This is a genomic window from Brevundimonas naejangsanensis, from assembly GCF_003627995.1.
GTDB classification, from domain to species: domain Bacteria; phylum Pseudomonadota; class Alphaproteobacteria; order Caulobacterales; family Caulobacteraceae; genus Brevundimonas; species Brevundimonas naejangsanensis_B.
The window spans coordinates 1,773,216-1,791,640 of sequence record NZ_CP032707.1; the positions used below are offsets into that span (position 1 = coordinate 1,773,216).

Below are 18,425 nucleotides of genomic sequence, written 5' to 3' on the forward strand. Positions count from 1 at the left end.
CGCGAGAAATCGACGCCGCATTGCTTTCAATACAAAACATACGTATGAAACCGTTCGACGGCAGGTCGATCCAGATCAGTCGAATGAAATTGGGGCATCCAAGAGGCTGATGCAGATGGAAGAAAAACCTGAACTGCTCGAGATGACGGCGGACATCGTGTCGGCCTATGTCAGCAACAACACCGTTTCGGCCGACGCCGTGCCGGGTCTGATCGCTCAAATTCACGCCGCTCTGTCGGGCGTGTCGGTCGGTCCGGTCGAAGCCGAACCCGAGCCCCAGGAACCGGCGGTCCCGGTGCGCAAGTCCATCACGCCCGACTTCCTGATCTGTCTGGAAGACGGCCGCAAGTTCAAGTCGCTGAAGCGTCACCTGCGCACCAAATACAATATGAGCCCCGAGGAATACCGCGCCAAGTGGGGCCTGCCCAAGGACTATCCCATGGTCGCCCCGAACTACGCCAAGGCGCGTTCGGAACTGGCCAAGCAGATGGGCCTGGGCCAGGGCGGCCGCAAACCCGCCCGCGCCACGCGCAAGTAATCCGGCCCCACGGCCGAGAGCAGAACGCCCGCCCTTCGATCGAGGGGCGGGCGTTTTGCTTTGGGAATATCGGCCGTCAGCGTCGTCAGGCCGCCTGCATGGCCTTGCGCGCGCGCCAGAAGCGCAGGGTGCGCAACGCCGCCTCGCGCGTCAGGTCGTTGTACAGGCCGGCGTAGGCGCGGGCCTTGCCCATGGCGTCGCCGTCGGTGTTGAGCAGGACCACGGCGTAGGTCAGGAACAGGGCCCGATCGAGGTCCGCCGCCTTGCAGACCACGGCCAGGGCGTCCAGCTCGCGCCGCTCGACGATCTGGCGGGCGGTGTGGAAGTCGATGTCGGCCAGCTGCGACAGGGCGATCAGGAAGGCCGTCCGCCCGCCCGAGCGCAGGAAGCGCGCCAGCATCTGCGGCGTCAGCTGGTTGGCGGCGCGCAGTTCCTCCACATAGGCTAGGCTCTCGGCGTAGTCGGGGGGCAGGGCGCCGTCGTCGGTAGCGACGCGGGCGCGCCCGGCCGCCAGGGCGCTTTCCAGCAGGGCCGGGTCCAGGCGGGCGTTCTGCTCCAGGATGCGCTGGCGCAGGCGGGCCTCGACCGCGAAATACATGTCGTTCAGCAGGTCGGGCGGCAGGCTGGCGCGCTCGACCGTGACCTCATGCAGGGCCGGGTTGACGCGGGCGCGTTCAACGGCCGCCTCGGAGGCCGCGCGCGACAGGCAGGCTCCCTGGTTGCCGAGCAGGACGCCCAGGGTCTCGTCGTCGCCGCGCTCGACGATGGCGTCGGACACGGCCTCGGACACCTCGGCGCGGCGGCTGACGGCGCGCATGTGCCCCTGGCCGCGCGAGCGGATGACGGCGATCAGGTCGGCCTCGGTCAGCACCGGCGAGGCGCTGAGCACCGGCGTGGCCACGGCCTCGGCCTCGTCGTTGGCCAGGCGGCGGATCAGCTGGCGCGGGGCGTCCGGCGAGCGGCAGAAGCGCTCGGCTAGCTCGGCGCGCACGGCCGTCTCCATGGCGTCGGTCAGGTCCGACAGGACGGCGCCGTAGAGGGCGGTCTCGGCCTCGGTCCGTTCGGGCGCGCCGAAGAAGCAGTCGGTCAGCTCGCGCAGCAGGGCGCGGCGCTTGGGGCTGGAGTCTTCCTGCGCCAGGGCGATCAGGTCCGGCAGGCGCGAGGCGATCTCGGCGGGCACCGGGGCTGCGCTGTCGGGGGCGGCGGTATCGAGGGCGGCGTCGCTCATGGGGTCAGGGGATCGTCGGCGGGAGGGGCGGCCTTGAGACGGCCGGCGGCGTCGCGGATCAGCGTCGGCGCCGCCGGGGGCTCGGCCAGGTCGGGCGAGGCGGGGGGCTGATCCAGTTCGACCGGCAGGGCGTCCAGATAGGCCGGAGCCGGGATCGGCGTCGCGTCGGGCCGGCGCCCCGCCTGGCGATGGACGGAATAGTAGCGGGCCCCGCCGGCGCCGTAGGCGGGAGCTCCTTGGGGCGCCGCTTCGACGGGGGCTGGGTGCGGCGCCGGGCGCTCGGCCGCAGCGGCGGTTTCGTGCTCGGCGGGCGGCGAGGCGGGGGGCGCGGGTGCGCGACCCTGCAACTGGAAGATGAGGGCGTCGCGGCGCGGGGCCATGGGGTCGGCCGCGGGCTCGACGGGGGCTGGGGCGGAGGGCGCGGGCGGCTGGAACGCGACGGCGGCGCGAGAGGACGCGGGGCTGAGGTCGGGCGCGGGCGTCAGAAGGTCGGCCGAGGGCGGCGGGGTCGGGATCGACGGCGGCGCCCCCCAGGACCGGGCGGGCGTCAGCTGGCGGCCGAACCCCGGCGTCCCGGCTCGCCAGGGATAGCCGCCGTGCGGGATGACGGGGGGGCGCGGGGCCGCGCCGTCCCGCACGGGCGCGGCGGCGCCGGCCTGGGCCCAGGCGGCCGTCGCCGCGCCGAGCGCGGGTAGAAGGACGGCGATGGTTAGGCTGCGCGGCACCGGGCGCCTCATGCGAGCGAAGAGGTTCAGCCCCCCAGCCTAGGCGGTTCGGCTTAATCCGCGCCTAACGCCGGGACGGTTCAGCCGCGCGACGGCAGATACTGGTTGGTGAAGGCCTCGCGCCAGTCGGGAGGGGAGGGGTAGGCGTCCAGGGTCTGTTCGGCGAAGGTCTGCCAGCGTTCCGGCGTCATGGCCCCCAGGCCGTAGAGGGCGGCGTCGCCCCCGTCGACCATGGCCTCGGCGCGCAGGGCGGCGCGGGCGGCGTCCAGCAGCCGTTGCGGCAGGGCCGGGTTGGCGCGGCGGATCAGGGCGTCGCCCTTGGTCCCGTCGCCGTGGACATAGTCGCGCCAGCCCTCGACCGAGGCGGCGATGAAGTCGCGCAGGGCCGCGGCGTTGTCGCGGGCGAAGGCGTTGGGCGCCAGCACCAGGCCGGAATAGGAGGGATAGCCGTCGTCGGCGGGCTTGAGGACCAGGGGCGCGAAGCCCGCCTGGCGCGCGGCCAGGGTCGGGTCGCCGTCGGTCAGCCGACCCACCAGCACCGCCTGATCGTCCCGCCGGAAGGCCTCCAGATTATCCTCCAGCGTCCCCGCCTGGGCCTGGTCGGGCGCCAGGTCGAAGCGCGCCCGCAGCCAGGTCCAGAACCCGGCCCGGTCGGCGGGGCTCATCAGGATGCGGCGGCCGCGCAGCACCGTCAGGTCCTCCAGCACCTGGCGGGGATGGGCCATCAGGACCACGGGGTCCTTCTGCAGGAAGGCGGCCACGGCCTTGACCGGCGCCCGCTCGGCGATCAGCCGCATGGGCAGGAAGCTGTCGACGCCCACGGCCAGTTCGACCGCGCTGGCGGCCAGCAGGGCGGGGATGTCGGCGCCCTCGGGGCCGGCCAGGATCTCGACGTTCAGGCCGCGCCGCTCATAGGCTCCCGTGGCGACGGCCTGATAGAAGCCGCCGTGCAGGGCCCCCGCCGGGCCGCCCGCCGCCAGGCGCAGGCGCACCCGCCCGGCCTCGTCCGTCGGCGCGGCCGAACGCCCGCAGGCCGACAGCGCCGAAAGGGCGGTCAGGCCGACGGCGCCGGCCATCAGGCGGCGGCGGGAATAAGGACGGGCGCTTGTCATTACGCTAGGGTGTAGGGGGGCGAGCGGGGGTTGGAAAGTCCGGCGCCCGCGCCGGAGGCCGAAACGCCGCCGAAATCGCGTGAGGCCCGGGGTCGTCGTCCGCCGGAGAAGGCGGGGCGTCGAGGCCGAGCCCCGACGCCCTTCAGGCCGATCAGCGCGCTTGCGCGACGCGACGCAGATGCCGTTCGATGGCGATGATCAGGAAGAAGAACATCACCAGGAAGAAGCCCGCGATGAGCGAGAAGGCCAGCTTCAGCAGCGGGCTGATCTTCGAACGGATTTCGATCCGTTCGCGGCGCTCGGCGGCGGCCGTCTCGGCCTTGGCGGCCCGCCGCCCCGCCACAGCAGAGCTTGCGGGCCAGGGGGGCAGGGCGGCGGTTCGTCAGGGCGGCCGCGACGTCCCTTTTGGCCGGAAGGCCAATGTGGGCTTTCGGCGCCGAAGCCCGGGTTGGAAATCGACCCGTTGCGGGCCTTCGTCGGCGAGCTGATCAGCAGGTCGGAGGAGCCCCCGTCTTGAAGCTGTCGACATATTCGGCAACCGGCCCAAGACCAACCGAAGCTCTAAATTCGTCGACGCGCTCCGCGTCTTCAAGTCGCCAAAGCGTCCACTGACCTGTGCCGTGAGGGCAGGTCATCTGTGTCCCGTATCTCTGCGGTTGATCCTTGGTCATCTGCAGGCGGTCATACATCATGGCGTACTCCGAACCGGCGACTTCCCCGCTAGGCACAAGGTCGGCGAGTACGGGTAGAAAGCGCTCCCAGAGCGCCTCATCGCCATGCTGCACAATGAGGAACGCCGACGCGGCTGCATTGTCGCCATAGCGACTTCTTCTGAACCATCCGTCCTCGGGCGCCATCGCCAACAACTGCTGTTGGTTTTCGATATCGACCGCCCGGACCTCGGGCCAGAGCGCGCGTCGAACCCGCCCGCGTTCAGCCGGCGCCACGTTCGCCATCGCCTTCCAAAGACCCTGCCGTGCGGCTTGATCGATAGCCCCCATGCGCTCCAGGCGTTCTCGATCCGTCTGTGCCGGAGGCAATGCGCTCTGTGCTTCTTTTGCTTCCGCGATGCTGGCACGCAGAGCGCTCAAGGCCGTTTCAGTTAGAGGATCAGGCGCCGTCGCTTGCGCAACCATCAGTGTAAGCGCTGCAATGTTGTGGATCATGACGCCCTCCCTAGAACACCCATCAGATGGTGCTCATGATGAGCAGTCAATGTTGGAAAAACGGCGTTTGGTAGCATTCGCCTCCCACCCCTGGCGCACGTCGTAGGCGTCCGCTCTTCGGACAGCCCCCGCGCATTTTCCATCGCCCTGCGCTAAACGCCCTCCATGTCCCTGCCCCTTCTTCCCGACCGGACCTGCGGCGGCTGCGTCGAGTGCTGCCGCGTCATTCCGCTGGACCTGCCCGAACTGGCCAAGCCGACGGGCCAGCTGTGCGGCTATTGCGTCGACGGGGCGGGGTGTTCGGTGCATGAGATCCGGCCCCAGACCTGCCGGGTCTGGTTCTGCCTGTGGCGCGTGGTCGAACTGTCGGACGACTGGCGGCCCGACCGCAGCGGGGTGATCGTGCGGCCCGACGGCGTCGAGCGCGGCGAGATCACCCTCTATGTCGTGCGCCGTTCCGATTTCCTGGCGGACATGGATTTCTTCGCGACGATCGCCGGCTGGATCGCCGAAGGGGTCGAGGTGGCGCTGAGCGTGCCCGGCCCGGTCGGGACCTATCCGGCGCGCGCCGTCGTCACCGACTGGCTGCGCCCCGCCGTCGAGGAGGGCGATCCCCAGGACTTTCTCGCCCGCGTCCTCGCCTCTCTGGACCGGCTGGCCGAGCACGACTTCCAGCCGGACGGGGTGACGGCGCGGTATGCGGTGGTGTAGCCGCCCGCCTCTCCCTATCTTGGCGGCATGTCCATCGCCCGTCTCGACAGTCGCGCCCTGATCCGCGTCAGCGGCCCCGACGCCCGCCCCTTCCTGCACAACCTGCTGACCCAGGACGTGGAGACGCTGGCGCCGGGCGAGCTTCGCTTCGGCGCCCTGCTGTCGCCGCCCGGGCGGCTGCTGTTCGACCTGTTCATCTGGGGCGAGGAAGGCGGCCTCGTGCTGGACGTCGCGGCCGAGCGGCGCGACGCCCTGGTGCAGCGGCTGGCGATGTATCGGCTGCGCTCCAACATCGAGATCATGCCCCTGGCCGACGCGGTCTTCGTCGCCTGGGGGGCGGACGTCCCCGAGGGCTTCGTCCCCGATCCGCGTCTGGCCGACCTGGGCGGGCGCCGCTGGGGCGACGAGTGCGAGACCGACGCGGCCGAGGCCGACTGGCAGGCGCACCGCCTGGCCCTGGGCGTGCCCGACCCGACGGCGGATACGCTGGCCGACAAGACCTATCCGATCGAGGCGGACTTCGACCTGCTGAACGGCATCGACTTCCACAAGGGCTGCTTCATCGGCCAGGAGACGACCTCGCGCATGAAGCGGCGCGGCACGATCAAGAACCGCATGATGGCCATCGCCTTCGACGGTCCCGCCCCCGCGCGCGGCGCCGAGGTGCTGAACGGCGAACTGCGGGCCGGAGAGGTCATGACCGGCGCCGACGGCCGCGCCATCGCCCTGATGCGGCTGGACCGTCTGGACGGCGACCTGACGGTCGACGGCCGCCCCGTGCGCGTCGAGCGGCCCGCCTGGCTGCCTGATTTGCAAGGCTAGGTCCGACAAAAACGGAAAATCTGCTTGTCGTCGTGTAAAAGTCGCTTGACGTAAACGCGGCCTCGTTGGTAAAGCTCCCTTGTCAACACGACAGGGGAGCTTGTCATGAAAACCGAAATCACCGCCGCCGCCGCCAACAAGAAGACGCTGGACGACCTGGCCGTGGGCCTGTGCGCCCTGACCGTGGTCGGCGTCAGCGCCACCGCCGCCACGCCCTTCTGGCCCACAGCCTGGGGCCAGGCCCCGTCCATCGGCGTGGTCGTCCTGGCCGCCGGCCTGGCCGTCTTCATCGCCCTGCACAGCCTCTACTGGTGGCGCAGCCTGGATGAGGCCGCCAGGGAAGCCCACAAATGGGCCTGGTGGTGGGGCGGCAATCTGGGCTTCGTCGCCGGCGGCGCGGCCGTCGTCCTCGCCGCCGTGGCCGGGGTCGACCTGCTGCCGGCCCGCGTGCCCCACACCGAGGCGGCCCTGATCGCCCTGGGCGTCGTCGCCGCCTTCGCCGCCCAGGCCGTCGGCTACGGCCTCGCCTGGTGCGCCTGGTGGATCGCGCGCCGATGACCAGCGAATTCGTCAACCGCCTCAAGGTCTTCCGCGCCGAGCGCGACTGGACCCAGGCCGACCTGGCCGACCGCCTCGGCGTCTCGCGCCAGACCGTCCAGGCGCTGGAGAAGGGCCGCTACGACCCGTCCCTGCCTCTGGCCTTCCGCATCTCCCGCCTCTTCGGCCAGCCGATCGAAGCCATCTTCATCGCCTGAACCGCCCCTCTCAAAGCCAAAGGACCCTCGCCATGTTCACCCTCTTCTCGACCGCCGCCGACCGCGTTTCCGGCTTCGCCCTGGGCCTGTGCGGCGCCCTGCTGATCAGCCTGGCCGTCCAGGCCGCGCCGACCTTCGGCCAAGCGACCGAAGCGCCCGCCGCCAGGATCGCCGCGCGCTGATCCCCTCCACGCCTCGCCTGCCCGCTCCCAGCCCCCGCTGACGAGCCTTCCGCCGACCTTCGTCGGCGACGACCTGAAACCCCAGACAATCCAAGGACTTTGCAATGACCCTCGCTCACCGCATGGGCCAGTCGGCCGATCGTGTCTCGCGCTTCGCCTTCGGCCTTCTGGCCGCCCTGGCCGCCTCCGCCGTCCTGGCCGCCGCGCCCGGCGCGGCCCACGCCGAAACCCCCGCCTCGGTTTCCGCCGCCCCCATCCCCCGCGCCGACGGCGCCGGCCCGCCGCTGTGGGTGGTCAAGGACGCGGACTCCACCGTCTATCTGTACGGCACGGTCCACGTGCTGCGCCCCGGCACGGCCTGGGGCTCGGACAAGGTGGACGCCGCCTTCGCCGCCGCCTCGGACATCTGGGTCGAGATCGCCGACCAGGACGACCAGGCCGTCGTCATGCCGGTGATCCAGCAGCACGGCGTCGATCCGTCCCGCCCCCTGTCGTCCCTGCTGTCGGCCGACGACCTGGCCGCCTTCGACACTGTGGCCCGGGCCAACGGCGCCAGCGCGGCGGCCCTCGATCCCTATCGTCCCTGGCTGGCGGCCTTCATGATCTCCATGTCCGGCCCGACCAACGCCGGCTATCGCTCGGAGGCGGGCGTCGACAAGACGCTGATGGATCGCGCGAGGGCGCAGGGCAAGGCGCTGCGCGGCTTCGAGACCGCCGACATCCAGGTGCGCCTGATCGCCGGCATGAGCGAGGAGGCCCAGGTGGCCTATCTGAACCACTATGTCCGCAACGCCGACCGCATCGTCGCCAACCTGGACGAGACCGTCGCCGCCTGGCTGAAGGGCGACGCCGCCGAGGTCGGCCGCCTGAACCGCGTCAGCACCCGCGACGTGCACGAGGACATCCACCGCGCCGCCCTGATCGTGCGTAACGCCGACTGGACCGATCAGATCGAGATGATGATGCAGGGCTCCGGCACGGCCTTCGTCGCCGTGGGGGCCGCCCACCTGATGGACCAGGACAGCGTCATCGACATGCTGAGGGCCAAAGGCTTCACGGTCGAGCGGCTGTAGGGTTCGCGTTCGACGCGTCGAGGGGCCCGGCGCCGACGTCGGGCCTTTTTCGTGCGTCCTGCTCGCCCTGCCTTCGGCTTCGCGGCTTGCCGGAGGATGACGGAGCGATTGTTCGCCCTTGCGCCACCACAACATTCCCGCAACCTCGCCCCATGACCGAATCCGAGAAAGCCGAAGGCCGCTGCGGCTGGTGCGGGACGACTGATCCCCTCTACATCGCCTATCACGACACCGAATGGGGCGTGCCCGAGTACGACCCCCGCGCCCTGTGGGAGAAGCTGGTGCTGGACGGCTTCCAGGCCGGGCTGGCCTGGATCACCATCCTGAGAAAGCGCGAGGGGATGCGCGAGGCCTTCGACGGCTTCGATCCCGAGATCATCGCCCGCTACGGCGAGGCGGACCGGGCGCGGCTGCTGGCCGACCCGTGCATCATCCGCTCCGGCGCCAAGATCGACGCGGCCATCGGCGGCGCCCGCCTCTGGCTGGAGATGCGGGACCGGGGCGAGGACTTCTCGGCCTGGCTGTGGTCCTTCGTCGGCGGCGAGCCGCGGGTGAACCAGTGGAGCCATTTCCGCGAGGCCCCGACCCAGACCGCTGAAAGCCTCGCCATGGCCAAGGCGCTGAAGGCGCGCGGCTTCAAATTCTGCGGCCCGGTCATCACCTACGCCTTCATGCAGGCGGTCGGCATGGTCAATGACCACCAGACGACCTGCTTCCGGCATGGGGAAGTTCGCGCGGCGGGCGGCTCAGACGCCGTCGCCAAAGTCTGATTGCGTCGTTGAGCATGGGTCCGCTTCCGACCCATTGCGGACATTGGTAAGTGTGCGAAGAGTTTGTGGAATCTAGCCAATTTCTAGGATGCCGATGCTGCGCATTCTGCCTTCAGAAGAGATATCCATATGGCGTTCAAGCAAATATATAGCGTCTCAAAATCTCTCAATTAGAAACAATGAAACTTTCTATGAAATTTCTCTTTAGCTGCTTACTTATAGTTCCGCTTATATCGTCATGCTCGAGCAAATCCGATCACGGCAAAAATCTGATCCCCGATTCCATCGTGACCTTAAATGCCAACATCACAAAATTGGATGCTGAACAGGTTAGAGAGAGTATAATTTTTAGCGTTCTAAATGGAGATATTATAATCCCATTTACTCTAGTAGAAGATGACATGAGCTCACAAACCTTTGTTTTCCTTCTTGGTGGCGGGTGCGAGCAATCGGTTAGAGATGTAGATCGTATATTCATGTTGGCGGCAGAAAGTAATGGCGTGCAAATTTACCCAGATACTCTAGAGTATAAATGCGACCAATACGCTGATAATTAATAGTTTTAGAGACTGGCATAGGATCGGTTGCGTAACTAATCCTCTTTGGAATCCAAAGCTGGGGATTCAACAGTCACAGTGAACGCTTATTTCTAGCCTAGCGCTGAATTTCCGCTAACCACCCGTTGCGGACATTGGGCTGAGGTATAAAGATGACGCATGGCAAGCAATACGAAGATAAAACTGGTGGTGGCGGCTGATGAGCCCGCTCTGTTTTATTCGTCAGTCCAGAAAGCCGAAACGGACCTTGAAGCCATCGATGTGCGGAATGGCGTCTATCCCATAGCCTACGGCCCCGACGGCCAAGTCTTCAAACTGGAAGCCATAGGAGACCGGGTGCGCATTGCACAGGCGGAGGGGCTACCGCCCAAGCCCGACGATCTTCGCGCGCTGCTACTTCGCTACCTGTCCGCCACTGGCGTCTATGACGTCGGAGAGGCGGAGCCGCTTGGGAGCCTGCTGGCGCGGTGCGATGCGGCAGTGGACTAGCGTCTGTTACCCACCCTTGTCGGACGAAGGCGACGTCTGCGCTCTGGCCGGGAGGCTGATGCCGTTTCGGCGGCGGTGCAGATGACCCGGCGCGGACGCTGAGGGGCCGATCCAAAGCGCAGCCGACGCCGATACGAATACGGTTGCAGGGATGATCGGGCGCTTCTCATGTCGAGCGCGCCCCAGGCCTCCTGCGGTGTCCGCTTTCCATTCCTGGCGCGGGGGTCTTCGCCGTCAGCCCCCCAGGGCGGCCTTCTTCTCTTCCAGCTCAAGCCAGTCCAGTTCGGCGGCCTCGAGGTCGGCGCGGGCCTTTTCGGCGGCCTTCATGGCGCGGTCGAAGGCGGCGGGGTCGCGCGAATAGAGGTCGGGGTCGGCCAGGAGGGCGTCCTGTCGGGCGATCTCGACCGGCAGGGTCTCCATCAGCTTTTCGACCTCTTCCAGACGGCGGGCGTCCTTGTAGGAGAGCTTGACGGTCTTTTTGGGGGCGCGGTCAGAAGGCTCCGCCTTCTCGACCCGACGCGCCCCTGGGGCCTCGGCGTGGGTGGGGGGCGGGGCGAGGAAGCCGGGGTTCTGGCGCAGGAAGTCCTGCCAGCCGCCGGGGGTTTCGACCACGTCGCCGCGACCGTTCAGGGCGATGGTGGAGGTGGCCAGGCGGTCGACGAAATCACGGTCGTGCGACACCAGGATCAGGGTGCCGTCGTAGGATTCGAGCAGCTCCTCCAGCTTCTCCAGCGTGTCCATGTCGAGGTCGTTGGTCGGCTCGTCGAGGATCAGCAGGTTGGCGGGCTGGGCCAGGGCCCTTGCCAGAAGCAGGCGGTTGCGCTCGCCGCCCGACAGGGTGGAGATGGGCTGCTTCAGCTGGGCCTCCTGGAACAGGAAGTCCTTGGCGTAGGCGGCGACGTGCATGGAGCGGCCGCGCACCAGGATGGAGTCGCCGCCGCCCGGCGTCAGGGCGTCCCACAGGGTCATGTCCGACTTCAGCCCCTCGCGCGACTGGTCGAGGTAGAGGGGCTCCAGGTTGGCGCCCATGCGGACCGTGCCTTCGTCCGGGGCCAGTTCGCCCAGCAGCACCTTGACCAGGGTGGTCTTGCCCGCGCCGTTGGGGCCGACGATGGCCAGGCGGTCGCCGCGGATGATGCGGGTGGTCAGGTTCTTGAAGATGGTCCGGTCGCCGAACGCCTTGCTGACGCCCTTGATGTCGGCGACCAGCTTGCCCGAGGCGGCCCCGGAATCGACGCCCAGGTTCAACTCGCGCGGCAGGTCCTTGACCCGCTCGGCGCGGTCCAGACGCATCTGCTGCAGGGCGCGGGCGCGGCCTTCGTTGCGGGTGCGCTGGGCGGTGATGGAGCGGTAGAAGGTGTAGGTCTCGGCCTCGATGCGCTTGGTCAGGCGGCGCAGGGACTCGGCCTCCTCCTCCATGACCTTGGCGGCCCAGTCGTCGAACTCGACGAAGCCCTTGTTGAGGGTGCGCACCTTGCGGCCTTCCAGCCAGTGGACGGTGTCGGTGACGCGGTTCAGGAAGGCGCGGTCGTGGCTGACGACCAGCAGGGCGAAACGGGCCTGGATCAGCTCGTTTTCCAGCAGTTCGATGGCCAGGATGTCGAGGTGGTTGGTCGGCTCGTCCAGCAGCAGCAGGTCGGGCTCTTCGGCGAAGGCCTTGGCGAGGGCGGCGCGGCGGATCTCGCCGCCCGACAGGCCCTGCGTCGACTTGATCGGGTTGAGGCCGAAGGTCTCCAGCCAGCTTTCGGCGGTCCAGCGCTCGGCCTCGCCCGAGGCGGCGTAGTCGGCCAGGGTCTCGCCGGTGATGACCGGCTCTTGCGGGACATAGGCGAAGCGGGTGCCGGCCTGGAACGAGCGGTCGCCCGAGTCCGGCTCGATCAGGCCCATGACCACCTTCATCAGGGTGGACTTGCCCGCCCCGTTGCGGCCGACCAGGGCGGCGCGGCTGCGCGGCTCCATCGCCATGTCGACGCCGTCGAACAGCGGGCGGGGGCCGTCCTGCAGGCGGACGTCCTTGAGAGCGACGAGAGGGGGGCGAGCGGCCATAGACACCAGTCCGAGAAGGGAGGCGACGCCTATAGCGCGTCGAGGGGGGCGAGGGCCACAGGCGCCGGGACGAGCGCCGATCGGAGGCGACAGGAGCGGCGCGGGGGCGTATAGCGCGCCCATGAATTCCTCGCCCTCCAAACCCTTCTGGGAAACCAAGACCCTGGCGGAGATGTCGCCGAGCGAATGGGAAAGCCTGTGCGACGGCTGCGGCCTGTGCTGCGTCATCCGCTTCGAGGACGAGGACACGGGCGAGATCACGCCGACGCGCGTCCACTGCCAGCTGTTCGACCCGGAGCGGTGCACCTGCACCGACTACGCCGCCCGGCAGGAGCAGGTGCCGGACTGCGTGCAACTGACGCCCGGCAACATCGAGCAGCTGAAGTGGATGCCGCTGTCCTGCGCCTATCGCCGGCTGCATGAGGGGCGGCCTCTGGCCTGGTGGCATCCGCTGGTGTCGGGCGACCCGGAGACGGTGCACGCGGCCGGGGTGTCGGTGCGCGGCCAGACGGTGTCGGAGCTGGCGCTGAAGGAGGCGGAGGACGCCCTGGACTTCGAGGCGCCCGAATGGGCGCTGGAGCGCGGCCTCGACAGTAACGGATAATTCGCCGTTGTCCGTGCAAACGGAGATGATGGCGAATGTAATCGTGAATTCCCCGATCAGCGAGGAGGCAGGCCAGGCGGCGTTCGACCGGCTGCTGGCGCTGGCGTGCACGGCCTTCGAGGCGCCCCATGCCATGGTCGCCGTGCTGGACCCTGAACACGCCGTCCTGCGGGCCAGCGTCGGCCTGTCGAAGGCCAGCCTGCCGCGCCTGGCCAGCGTCAGCCACCGCCTGGCCCAGGCGGGGCCGGGCGCGGTGCTGATCATCGAGGACGCGCTGGCCGACCCTGACTTCAGCCGCCATCCCTTCGTCAAGGGCGCGCCCGGCGTGCGCTTCTTCGCCGGCGCCACCGTCTGCAACCGGGCCGGGGAGCCCATCGGGGCGCTGGGGGTGATGGACGTGTCGCCGCGCGCCCCGCCCAGCGAAGGCCAGACGGCGATCCTGCGCCATCTGGCGGCGCTGGCGTCGGAATTGCTGGCCCATGCCGACGTGATGCGCCAGGAGACGGCGCGGCTGGAAACGCTGCGCCTGGCCGAGGCCATGGTCGGCGTCGGTCGCTGGCGCTACGACTGCGACGCCGGCCGGGTCGCCTGGTCGGACCAGATCTATCGCATCCACGGGGTCGAGCCGCACGCCTTCGATCCTGATCTGGAGGATGTGTTCCGCCACTATCATCCCGACGACCAGCCCGAGATCCGCCGCCTGGTCGAACGGGCGCTGCGGACTGGCGAGGGCTATCGCTTCAAGCTGCGGCTGATCGGCCGCGACGGGGTGGAGCGCCTGGTCGCGGCCGAGGCGGCGACCCAGAGGGACGCGGCGGGCCGGGTGGTCGCCATGTTCGGCGTGCTGCAGGACGTGACGGACGCGGAAAAGCTGCTGCGCTCGGCCCAGAAGAACGAGCGGCGCTATCGGTTGCTGGCCGAGAACATCGGCGACGTCATCACCCGCGTGAAGATGGACGGGTCCAGCAAATACATCTCGCCGGCCATCCAGCAGTTGCTGGGGTGGACCTATGAGGAGATGAGCGGCCAGTCCACCGACTATGTCCACCCCGAGGATCGGCATCTGGTCCTGAAGGCCATCGGCGAGGCGGTGAAGACGGGCGCGCCCACGCGCCTGGAGCACCGGGCGGTGCACCGCGCCGGCCATACGGTCTGGGTCGAATGCACCTTCAAGGCCTTGAAGGACGAGCACGGCCACGTCGACGACGTGGTGGTGGTGATCCGCGACGTGACCCAGCGCAAGCTGCTGGAGGACGAGGTCATCGAGGCCAAGGAGCGCGCCGAGAAGGCGGCCCAGGCCAAGAGCGAATTCCTGGCCAACATGAGCCATGAGCTGCGCACGCCGCTGACCAGCGTGATCGGTTTTTCGGGCCTGCTGCAGGCGTCCGAGCACCTGCCGCCGGAAGAGCGCATCTATGTCGAGCGCATCGCCACGGCGAGCGACGCCCTGCTGGGCGTGATCAACGACATCCTCGACTATTCCAAGCTCGAGGCCGACGCCATCGAGATGGACCCCGAGCCCTTCGACGTCCGGGCCCTGGTCGACGGCGCCGCCGCCATCATCGAGAGCCAATGCTCGGCCAAGGGGCTGATCCTGCGGGTGGTGGTCGCCGCCGATGCGCCCGAGCGCCTGACCGGCGACAAGGGACGGCTGCGCCAGGTGGTGCTGAACTTTCTGTCCAACGCCGTGAAGTTCACGGCGCGCGGCGAGGTGAGGCTGACGGTCGGCGGCCGGGTCGACGCGGACGGCCGGTGGCGGCTGCGCGTCGCGGTCAGCGACACCGGCATCGGCATTCCGGCCGAGAAGGTCGGCGAACTGTTCCACCGCTTCACCCAGGCCGACGCCTCGACGACGCGGGTCTATGGCGGGACCGGGCTGGGCCTGGCCATCTCGCGCCGCCTGGTCGAACTGATGGGCGGGGAGATCGGGGTCGACAGCGCGCCGGGCCAGGGCTCGACCTTCTGGTTCGAGGCGCCGCTGGCCCTGGCCGGCGACGTCTGCAAGCCGGGCGAGGTCGACCCGGCGAGGGCCGCGGCGGGCGCCGTCACCGGCCGGGTGCTGATGGCCGACGACGCGGCGGCCAACCGTGAGCTGGTCAGCGCCATCCTGCGCAACCTGGGGCTGGCGGTCGACACGGTCAGCGACGGCGCCGAGGCGGTCCATGCCGTGCAGTCGGGCGTCTATGATCTGGTGCTGATGGACGTGCATATGCCGGTCATGGACGGGCTGACGGCGACGCGGGAAATCCGCCGGATGCAGGCCGGGACCGGCCGTCGCACGCCCATCCTGGCCCTGACCGCCAACGTCCAGGCCGAGCAGGCGGCGCGCTGCCTGGAGGCGGGCATGGACGGCCACCTGGCCAAGCCGATCCAGATCGCGGAGCTGGCCGGCGCCCTGACGCGGTGGCTGACGGGCGGGGACGAGGCGCGAGGGCTGGCCTCGGCGCCCTAGGAAAGCCGCGTCCTTTTCCCTCCCCGTCCCGGGGAGGGCGGCTGGGGCCGTCAGGCCGAAGGCGGGTGGGGGCGGCGAGGTTGATCATACGCCGAGCCCAGGATCGTCTGGCCCTCCCCACCCGGTCGCTGCGCGACCACCCTCCCCGGGACGGGGAGGGAGAAGCGCGTCGGCTATCGCAGCGGGCGCGCCCAATCCCTGAAAATTCCCGGTCTTGAGACGATCTCGCGGCGGTTTGCGCGCCTGAGGACGCTGCTCGGCTATGGTTCAGGCATGGCGGGACAAGGGGATGAGGCGGCGGACTGGCTGGACCAGGTGTTCGAGCAGTTGCGGGGGCTGACCGACCAGGCGATCGCCGTGGTCGCGGCCGCCGCGCCGCCGACTGACGTAGCCGAGGCCGAGAAGCGGGCGCGCGCCAGAAGAGGATGGAATGAGCGAAGACGATCGTGAACTCAGCGACGACGAAGAACGGGCCGTGCGAGCCGAGCTCGAGTCTCGTATCGATCATCTTGTCGGGATTGCCGAACGCAAGGGATTCAGCCCTGCAGCTTCTGGCGGAGACGCCGCGCGAGGAGCTGCTGCGGCTGCAAAGAGCGACGCCGAGACTGACGCAGGACCAGGTCTGGCCGTCTGACGCCGACTGGCGCACCTGGGTGCTGCTGGGCGGGCGCGGGTCGGGCAAGACCTTCGCCGGCGGGTTCTGGATGAACCGGCTGGCCGAGACGAAGGACTGGACCTTCGCCCTGGTCGGGCCGGCCCTGCACGACGTGCGCGAGGTCATGGTCGAGGGGCCGTCGGGGCTGAAGGCCCAGGCGCCGGGCCGCAACCGGCCGCGCTGGGAGGCGGGGCGCAGGCGGCTGATCTGGCCGAGCGGCGCGGCGGCCTATGCGTTCTCGGCGGAGGACCCGGACAGCCTGCGCGGGCCGCAGTTTCACGCCGCCTGGGCGGACGAATTCTGCGCCTGGCGCAACATCGAGACGACGCTGTCGAACCTGAGGTTCGGGCTGCGGCTAGGGGTCGATCCCAAGCTGGCGATCACCACGACGCCGCGGCCCATTCCGGCGTTGCGGCGGCTGCTGGCCGAGCCGGGGGTGGTCAAGGCGCGGCTGGCCACGCAGGCCAATGCGGCCAATCTGGCGCCGGGGTTCCTGGGGCATCTGCGAGCGCTCTACGCCGGGACGCGGCTGGAGGCGCAGGAGATGGAGGGGCTGGTCATCGAGGCCGACGGCGCCCTGTTCCGCGCCGAGGACCTGGCGCGGGCGCGGGGCAGCCAGCCGGCGAAGTTTGAGCGAGTGGTGGTGGCGGTCGATCCGCCCGCCAGCGCCCACGGCGACGCCTGCGGGATCGTGGTCGCGGGGCGCTGGGACAAGACGGGCTATGTGCTGGCCGACCGCTCGGCGCGCGGCCTGTCGCCCGCCGGGTGGGCGCGGCGCGTGGCCGAGACCGCGCGAGAGTTCGACGCCGATCTGGTGCTGGCCGAGGCCAATCAGGGCGGGGAGATGGTGCGCACCCTGCTGGGCCAGGCGGACTGTCCGGCGCAGGTGCGGCTGGTGCACGCCAGCCGGAGCAAGAAGGCGCGGGCCGAGCCGGTGGCGGCCCTTTATGAACAGGGGCGGGTGGTCCACTGCGACGCCTTCCCGGCGCTGGAGGAAGAGATGATGGCGCTGGGGAGCGAGACGTCGGGGGGGCGGAGCCCCGACCGGGCGGATGCGCTGGTGTGGGCGCTGACGCACCTGCTGCTGGCCGGGAAGACCCAGCCGAGGCTGCGGGCGTTGTGATCTGATCCTTCTCCCCTTGTGGGAGAAGGTGGCCCGCCAGGGCCGGATGAGGGGTTTTGCGACGTCGACCGTGGGGGAGGGCAAGCTTGGCGCTACCCCTCATCCGTCAGGCTTCGCCTGCCACCTTCTCCCACAAGGGGAGAAGGGATTTGAAATGGAGAACCACATGGATTGGCGACGACCGTTCGGTCGGCGGCGCGTTGCTGCGCCCGAGATCAAGGACAGCCGGGCGGGGCCGCTGATCGCCCTGACCGGGGCGGGCCGGGCGCGGTGGACGCCGCGCGACTATGCGCACCTGGCCGAGGAGGGGTTCGCCAGGAACGCCGTGGCCTATCGCTGCGTGCGGATGATCGCCGAGGCGGCGGCCTCGACCCCGCTGATGGTGATGGTCGGGGGCGTGCGAACAGCGGAGCATCCGCTGGCGCGGCTGCTGGCCAAGCCCAATCCGGAGCAGTCGGGCGGGGAGCTGATGGAGGCGATCTACGGCGCGCTGCAGACGGCGGGCAACGCCTATGTCGAGGCGTCGGGGGACGCGGACGGCGACGGGGCGCCGGATGAATTATGGGCGTTGCGGCCGGACCGGGTGAAGGTGGTTCCGGGGCGGGCGGGCTGGCCCGAGGCCTATGAGTATGCGGTCGGCGGGCAGGCGGTGCGGATCGCCCGGCACGGCGACGGCTGGTCGCCGGTCATGCACCTGAAACTGTTTCACCCGACGGACGATCATTACGGCTTTTCGCCGCTCGAGGCCGCGGCCTTCGCCATCGACGTGCACAACGCCTCGGGGGCCTGGAACAAGGCGCTGCTGGACAATGCGGCGCGGCCGAGCGGGGCTCTGGTCTATGGGGCGAAGGACGGCGAGCGGCTGACGGCGGATCAGTTCGAGGCGCTGAAGGCGGAGCTGGGCGAGGCCCATGCGGGGGCGCGCAACGCCGGGCGGCCGCTGCTGCTGGAGGGCGGGCTGGACTGGAAGCCGATGAGCCTGACGCCGCACGACATGGATTTCATCGCCGGCAAGCACGCGGCGGCGCGCGAGATCGCCCTGGCCTTCGGGGTGCCGCCGCAGCTGCTGGGGATTCCGGGCGACGCGACCTACGCCAACTATCGCGAGGCCAACGCCGCCTTCTGGCGCGCGACGGTGATCCCGCTGGTGAGGAAGGCGGCGGGGGCGATGACGGGCTGGCTGGGCGGGCGGTTCAGCGACTGCCGCATCGAGCCGGACCTGGACGCGGTTCCGGCCCTGCAGGTCGAGCGCGACGCCCTGTGGGCGCGGCTGAACGCGGCGGGTTTCCTGACGGACGAGGAGCGTCGGCGCATGGCGGGGGTGGGGGAATAGGGCGCGACCCTCTCCCTCCCCTTCATGGGGAGGGTGGTCGCGATAGTGACCGGGTGGGGCGGGCGCGGTGATGCAGGGCGCGCC

General features: G+C 69.5%; 20 protein-coding genes. 14 read left to right on the plus strand and 6 right to left on the minus strand.

Annotated elements, in window-relative coordinates; all coding sequences use genetic code 11:
• The first annotated feature begins 115 nt into the window (after positions 1–115).
• A complete protein-coding gene (locus tag D8I30_RS08330) occupies positions 116–538 on the plus strand; it encodes a MucR family transcriptional regulator (protein ID WP_121483457.1) in 423 nt (140 codons plus the stop codon).
• 85 nt (positions 539–623) lie between these two features.
• On the opposite strand, the gene D8I30_RS08335 is transcribed toward D8I30_RS08330, so the two are convergent.
• From D8I30_RS08335 to D8I30_RS08355, 5 genes are all read right to left on the minus strand, one after another.
• Positions 624–1,766, minus strand: a complete 1,143-nt coding sequence (locus tag D8I30_RS08335; protein ID WP_121482335.1) for a DUF2336 domain-containing protein — start codon at positions 1,764–1,766, stop codon at positions 624–626.
• A complete protein-coding gene (locus D8I30_RS14945) occupies positions 1,763–2,491 on the minus strand; it encodes a hypothetical protein (protein ID WP_121482336.1) in 729 nt (242 codons plus the stop codon). Before D8I30_RS14945 ends, D8I30_RS08335 begins: the two co-directional genes overlap by 4 nt.
• Positions 2,492–2,571: 80 nt before the next feature.
• Complete coding sequence (locus D8I30_RS08345) at positions 2,572–3,567, minus strand: ABC transporter substrate-binding protein (protein WP_121482337.1); 996 nt, start codon at positions 3,565–3,567, stop codon at positions 2,572–2,574.
• Between the two features lie 187 nt (positions 3,568–3,754).
• Complete coding sequence (locus D8I30_RS08350) at positions 3,755–3,946, minus strand: hypothetical protein (RefSeq protein WP_121482338.1); 192 nt, start codon at positions 3,944–3,946, stop codon at positions 3,755–3,757.
• A 145-nt stretch (positions 3,947–4,091) separates the two neighbouring features.
• Entirely contained in the window at positions 4,092–4,769 is a 678-nt protein-coding gene (locus D8I30_RS08355; RefSeq protein ID WP_162938839.1) for a DUF6624 domain-containing protein, read from the minus strand.
• Positions 4,770–4,934: 165 nt separating this feature from the next.
• On the opposite strand from D8I30_RS08355, the gene D8I30_RS08360 reads away from it, so the two are divergent.
• The 8 genes from D8I30_RS08360 (at position 4,935) to D8I30_RS08390 (ending at position 10,128) form a co-directional block, all read left to right on the plus strand.
• Positions 4,935–5,480, plus strand: a complete 546-nt coding sequence (locus D8I30_RS08360) for a hypothetical protein (protein WP_121482340.1) — start codon at positions 4,935–4,937, stop codon at positions 5,478–5,480.
• Positions 5,481–5,507: 27 nt separating this feature from the next.
• Positions 5,508–6,302, plus strand: a complete 795-nt coding sequence (locus tag D8I30_RS08365) for a YgfZ/GcvT domain-containing protein (protein WP_121482341.1) — start codon at positions 5,508–5,510, stop codon at positions 6,300–6,302.
• Between the two features lie 105 nt (positions 6,303–6,407).
• Positions 6,408–6,860, plus strand: coding sequence for a hypothetical protein (locus tag D8I30_RS08370; protein ID WP_121482342.1), 453 nt, complete (start codon positions 6,408–6,410; stop codon positions 6,858–6,860).
• Positions 6,857–7,057: a helix-turn-helix transcriptional regulator gene (locus D8I30_RS08375; RefSeq protein ID WP_121483458.1), complete on the plus strand. Its 201-nt coding sequence runs from the start codon at positions 6,857–6,859 to the stop codon at positions 7,055–7,057. The genes D8I30_RS08370 and D8I30_RS08375 overlap by 4 nt, the downstream gene beginning before the upstream one ends.
• Before the next feature lie 32 nt (positions 7,058–7,089).
• Positions 7,090–7,239 carry a hypothetical protein gene (locus tag D8I30_RS14405; RefSeq protein ID WP_162938840.1) on the plus strand — a complete coding sequence of 50 codons (150 nt, stop codon included), beginning with the start codon at positions 7,090–7,092 and terminating at the stop codon, positions 7,237–7,239.
• Between the two features lie 104 nt (positions 7,240–7,343).
• Positions 7,344–8,312 (plus strand): TraB/GumN family protein, encoded by a 969-nt coding sequence (locus tag D8I30_RS08380; RefSeq protein WP_121482343.1) that lies wholly within the window; start codon positions 7,344–7,346, stop codon positions 8,310–8,312.
• Positions 8,313–8,464: 152 nt separating this feature from the next.
• Positions 8,465–9,082, plus strand: a complete 618-nt coding sequence (locus D8I30_RS08385; RefSeq protein WP_121482344.1) for a DNA-3-methyladenine glycosylase I — start codon at positions 8,465–8,467, stop codon at positions 9,080–9,082.
• A gap of 716 nt (positions 9,083–9,798) precedes the next feature.
• Positions 9,799–10,128: a hypothetical protein gene (locus tag D8I30_RS08390; protein ID WP_121482345.1), complete on the plus strand. Its 330-nt coding sequence runs from the start codon at positions 9,799–9,801 to the stop codon at positions 10,126–10,128.
• A 234-nt stretch (positions 10,129–10,362) separates the two neighbouring features.
• Here D8I30_RS08390 and D8I30_RS08395 read toward each other — a convergent pair whose 3' ends face one another.
• Positions 10,363–12,180, minus strand: a complete 1,818-nt coding sequence (locus D8I30_RS08395) for an ABC-F family ATP-binding cassette domain-containing protein (RefSeq protein ID WP_240387187.1) — start codon at positions 12,178–12,180, stop codon at positions 10,363–10,365.
• Between the two features lie 115 nt (positions 12,181–12,295).
• On the opposite strand from D8I30_RS08395, the gene D8I30_RS08400 reads away from it, so the two are divergent.
• The 5 genes from D8I30_RS08400 to D8I30_RS08415 all read left to right on the plus strand — a co-directional run bounded on the left by D8I30_RS08400 (position 12,296) and on the right by D8I30_RS08415 (position 18,341).
• Positions 12,296–12,778: a YcgN family cysteine cluster protein gene (locus tag D8I30_RS08400; RefSeq protein ID WP_121482347.1), complete on the plus strand. Its 483-nt coding sequence runs from the start codon at positions 12,296–12,298 to the stop codon at positions 12,776–12,778.
• A gap of 43 nt (positions 12,779–12,821) precedes the next feature.
• Positions 12,822–15,230 carry a PAS domain-containing protein gene (locus tag D8I30_RS08405; protein ID WP_162938841.1) on the plus strand — a complete coding sequence of 803 codons (2,409 nt, stop codon included), beginning with the start codon at positions 12,822–12,824 and terminating at the stop codon, positions 15,228–15,230.
• 273 nt (positions 15,231–15,503) lie between these two features.
• On the plus strand, positions 15,504–15,680 hold the full coding sequence (locus tag D8I30_RS14410; RefSeq protein ID WP_162938842.1) for a hypothetical protein: 177 nt from the start codon (positions 15,504–15,506) through the stop codon (positions 15,678–15,680).
• A gap of 68 nt (positions 15,681–15,748) precedes the next feature.
• Positions 15,749–17,008 (plus strand): DNA-packaging protein, encoded by a 1,260-nt coding sequence (locus D8I30_RS08410; protein ID WP_240387188.1) that lies wholly within the window; start codon positions 15,749–15,751, stop codon positions 17,006–17,008.
• Between the two features lie 166 nt (positions 17,009–17,174).
• Positions 17,175–18,341 (plus strand): phage portal protein, encoded by a 1,167-nt coding sequence (locus D8I30_RS08415; protein WP_240387189.1) that lies wholly within the window; start codon positions 17,175–17,177, stop codon positions 18,339–18,341.
• Positions 18,342–18,425 lie beyond the last annotated feature (84 nt).

What these genes read in the sequence shown, in the direction of transcription:
- D8I30_RS08330 (WP_121483457.1), top strand. Translation starts at nt 116, where the DNA reads ATGGAAGAAAAACCTGAACTGCTCGAGATGACGGCGGACATCGTGTCG.
- D8I30_RS08335 (WP_121482335.1), bottom strand. Translation starts at nt 1,766, where the DNA reads ATGAGCGACGCCGCCCTCGATACCGCCGCCCCCGACAGCGCAGCCCCG.
- D8I30_RS08345 (WP_121482337.1), bottom strand. Translation starts at nt 3,567, where the DNA reads ATGGCCGGCGCCGTCGGCCTGACCGCCCTTTCGGCGCTGTCGGCCTGC.
- D8I30_RS08355 (WP_162938839.1), bottom strand. Translation starts at nt 4,769, where the DNA reads ATGATCCACAACATTGCAGCGCTTACACTGATGGTTGCGCAAGCGACG.
- D8I30_RS08360 (WP_121482340.1), top strand. Translation starts at nt 4,935, where the DNA reads ATGTCCCTGCCCCTTCTTCCCGACCGGACCTGCGGCGGCTGCGTCGAG.
- D8I30_RS08365 (WP_121482341.1), top strand. Translation starts at nt 5,508, where the DNA reads ATGTCCATCGCCCGTCTCGACAGTCGCGCCCTGATCCGCGTCAGCGGC.
- D8I30_RS08370 (WP_121482342.1), top strand. Translation starts at nt 6,408, where the DNA reads ATGAAAACCGAAATCACCGCCGCCGCCGCCAACAAGAAGACGCTGGAC.
- D8I30_RS08375 (WP_121483458.1), top strand. Translation starts at nt 6,857, where the DNA reads ATGACCAGCGAATTCGTCAACCGCCTCAAGGTCTTCCGCGCCGAGCGC.
- D8I30_RS14405 (WP_162938840.1), top strand. Translation starts at nt 7,090, where the DNA reads ATGTTCACCCTCTTCTCGACCGCCGCCGACCGCGTTTCCGGCTTCGCC.
- D8I30_RS08380 (WP_121482343.1), top strand. Translation starts at nt 7,344, where the DNA reads ATGACCCTCGCTCACCGCATGGGCCAGTCGGCCGATCGTGTCTCGCGC.
- D8I30_RS08385 (WP_121482344.1), top strand. Translation starts at nt 8,465, where the DNA reads ATGACCGAATCCGAGAAAGCCGAAGGCCGCTGCGGCTGGTGCGGGACG.
- D8I30_RS08390 (WP_121482345.1), top strand. Translation starts at nt 9,799, where the DNA reads ATGGCAAGCAATACGAAGATAAAACTGGTGGTGGCGGCTGATGAGCCC.
- D8I30_RS08400 (WP_121482347.1), top strand. Translation starts at nt 12,296, where the DNA reads ATGAATTCCTCGCCCTCCAAACCCTTCTGGGAAACCAAGACCCTGGCG.
- D8I30_RS14410 (WP_162938842.1), top strand. Translation starts at nt 15,504, where the DNA reads ATGGCGGGACAAGGGGATGAGGCGGCGGACTGGCTGGACCAGGTGTTC.
- D8I30_RS08415 (WP_240387189.1), top strand. Translation starts at nt 17,175, where the DNA reads ATGGATTGGCGACGACCGTTCGGTCGGCGGCGCGTTGCTGCGCCCGAG.